Source organism: Streptomyces sp. NPDC127084 (genome assembly GCF_042724175.1).
In the GTDB taxonomy this organism is placed as follows: domain Bacteria; phylum Actinomycetota; class Actinomycetes; order Streptomycetales; family Streptomycetaceae; genus Streptomyces.
On record NZ_JBHXFA010000190.1, the window covers coordinates 8,602 to 11,279 of the forward strand.

General features: G+C 70.5%; 4 protein-coding genes and 1 tRNA gene. 1 reads left to right on the top strand and 4 read right to left on the bottom strand.

All coding sequences use genetic code 11. The features are described 5' to 3' along the window. Positions 1-129 precede the first annotated feature (129 nt). The 4 genes from ACFWI9_RS29915 to ACFWI9_RS29930 form a co-directional block, all read right to left on the bottom strand. Positions 130-214: transfer RNA gene (locus tag ACFWI9_RS29915), tRNA-Ser, on the bottom strand. A gap of 48 nt (positions 215-262) precedes the next feature. Then, positions 263-787, bottom strand: a complete 525-nt coding sequence (gene tadA, locus ACFWI9_RS29920; protein ID WP_387167069.1) for a tRNA adenosine(34) deaminase TadA — start codon at positions 785-787, stop codon at positions 263-265. Between the two features lie 56 nt (positions 788-843). After that, entirely contained in the window at positions 844-1,377 is a 534-nt protein-coding gene (locus ACFWI9_RS29925; RefSeq protein WP_387167063.1) for a hypothetical protein, read from the bottom strand. Positions 1,378-1,555: 178 nt separating this feature from the next. Further along, a complete protein-coding gene (locus ACFWI9_RS29930; RefSeq protein WP_387167066.1) occupies positions 1,556-1,852 on the bottom strand; it encodes a hypothetical protein in 297 nt (98 codons plus the stop codon). A gap of 101 nt (positions 1,853-1,953) precedes the next feature. On the opposite strand from ACFWI9_RS29930, the gene upp reads away from it, so the two are divergent. Continuing rightward, positions 1,954-2,589 (top strand): uracil phosphoribosyltransferase, encoded by a 636-nt coding sequence (gene upp, locus ACFWI9_RS29935; protein ID WP_338671673.1) that lies wholly within the window; start codon positions 1,954-1,956, stop codon positions 2,587-2,589. Positions 2,590-2,678: the final 89 nt, after the last annotated feature.

Here is a 2,678-nt window from a genome sequence, read left to right on the forward strand (position 1 = left end):
CCGCTCGCGGCGCGCCCGCCCGGGGGGGGGGGTTCCCCGCCGGGGCCCCCCCCGCCCCCCGGCCCGGAGGGCGGGCCCGGGCCCCCCCCCCAGGGCCCGGCGTCCAGGGACCGGGCCCTTCGTCTTCAGCGGTAGCGGAGGGATTTGAACCCTCGGTGACTTGCGCCACACTCGCTTTCGAGGCGAGCTCCTTCGGCCGCTCGGACACGCTACCGGGAGAGAGCTTAGCCCAAGGTGGGCCGTGCTCTGAAATCGATATCGATCAGAGGGCCCCGGGAGCGCTTCCCGGGCTCCTGAAGAACGCCGAGAGCTGTTCGGAGCACTCGTCCGCGAGTACTCCGAGGATCACTTCCGGGCGGTGGTTCAGCCGCCGGTCCCGTACCAGGTCCCATACGGACCCGGCAGCACCGGCCTTGTCGTCCCGCGCGCCGTAGACCACCCGGTCCACCCGGGACAGCACCAGCGCGCCCGCGCACATCGTGCAGGGTTCCAGGGTCACCACGAGCGTGCAGCCGGTCAGCCGCCACTCGCCGAGCTTCGCCGCGGCCCGGCGCAGGGCGAGGACTTCCGCGTGCGCGGTCGGGTCACCGGTCAGCTCGCGCTCGTTGTGGGCGGTCGCGAGCACCGCGCCACCGGGCCCGAGCACGACGGCGCCGACCGGCACGTCGCCGCCCAGTGCGGCGCGGGCCGCCTCCGCCACGGCGAGACGCATATACGTCTCCCACGGCGCGCGTACGGGGTCGGGCACGGGTTCGGTCCCGGGCAGGGGGTCGGGCAGCTCTGGCACTGTCGGCAGTGCCAGAGGAGCGTCCGGTAGTACGGGTTCGGGTACGCCACCGCTCACTAGCGAACGGTTTCGAGCATCTCGGCGGCGCCCAGCGCGTCCGCGATCTCACCCAGGGCGTCGGACTCGAGGGCGAGCAGCTCCCGCACCGTCATCCCCAGGTCGGCGAGGATCTCGCGATCCCCCGCCGGACCGGGCGGCACGGACTCCGCGGAGGCCGAGGTCTCGTCCTCCTCGTCGTCAGCCCGCACGGGCTCGCCTTCCTCTGTGCCGTCGAGGTCCAGCGAGTCCAGGTCATCGGCATCGTCGTCCGATTCCCCGCCCAGCAGTTCCTTGGTGAGGATCTCTCCGTACGAGGAGCGGGCGGCGGCGGACGCGTCCGAGACGAAGATACGAGGATCGTCCTCTCCCTCCACCCGGACGAGGCCGAACCACGCGTCCTCTTGTTCGATGAAGACGAGCACCGTGTCCTCGTCCACCGAGGCTTCGTGAGCCAAGTCGGTCAGATCCGACAAGGTCTCTACATCGTCGAGCTCTGTGTCGCTCGCTTCCCACCCGTCTTCGGTGCGCGCGAGCAGTGCGGCGAAGTACACCGTGACTCTCCCACTGATCAGAGTTGTGACGACCGGCGGTGCGCTTGACGCCCCGCCCTTCGGAATCGTGACAGAAACAGCGGCCTGGCGAGAGGTCTTCCGGCCTTGCGTCGTGCACGCGTTCAGTCAAAAAGTCGGCTAAAGAGTCCACTCGGGGTGTACCCGGGACCCATCGCGGTCACCATCGGAAGCTGCGCATACGCATGACCTGGCGCATTCGGGCAGCCCTGGCGCGGCGCGGCTGGACGCGTTCACGCAGGGCCTTGGCCTCGTTCAGCTCACGCAGGAACTGGGCGCGTCGCCGCCTGCGGTCCGCGTCGCTCTCCTGCTCGGGTGGTTCGGATCGCTCGGGGCGCCGTCCGGGCCGGCCGTGTTCCCGCTGCTTCCGTATTTCCCGCTTTTCCGGCTTTTCTTGCTTTTCCCGCGTTTCCCCGAGTTGTACGTACTGTCCGTCGATCGGTTCCCGGTCCGGCATCGGCCACACCACCTCAGCGCTGGAAGGGTACGTCCGTCTCACCTTCCCCCCAGGTGCCCGTAGATGCCAGAGGCTGTCCGGTCCCGGTTACTGTTGAGCCCATGCGGATCCATGTTGTCGACCACCCCTTGGTGGCGCACAAGCTCACCACCCTGCGCGACGAGCGCACCGACTCCCCGACCTTCCGGCGTCTCGCCGACGAGCTGGTGACCCTGCTCGCGTACGAGGCCACCCGGGACGTGCGCACCGAGCAGATCGACATCCAGACCCCGGTGTCGCGGACCACCGGCGTCAAGCTGTCCCGTCCGCGTCCCCTGGTGGTGCCGATCCTGCGGGCCGGGCTCGGCATGCTGGACGGCATGGTGCGGCTGCTGCCGACCGCCGAGGTGGGCTTCCTGGGGATGATCCGCAACGAGGAGACCCTGGAGGCGTCGACGTACGCGACCCGGATGCCCGAGGACCTCTCCGGCCGCCAGGTGTACGTGCTCGACCCGATGCTGGCGACCGGCGGCACCCTGGTCGCGGCGATCCAGGAGCTGATCAAGCGCGGCGCGGACGACGTGACCGCGGTCGTGCTGCTGGCGGCGCCCGAGGGCGTCGAGGTCATGGAGCGCGAGCTGGCGGGCACGCCGGTCACGGTCGTCACGGCTTCCGTGGACGAGCGGCTCAATGAGCACGGCTACATCGTCCCGGGCCTCGGTGACGCGGGCGACCGGATGTACGGCGCGGCGGAGTAGCGGCTCCGGCTCGCGTTCCCGCCCGATATCGGCCGACACCGGTTACCACCGGCACGACAGATCCGGCGCCCGCGCCGCGCCCCCCGCCC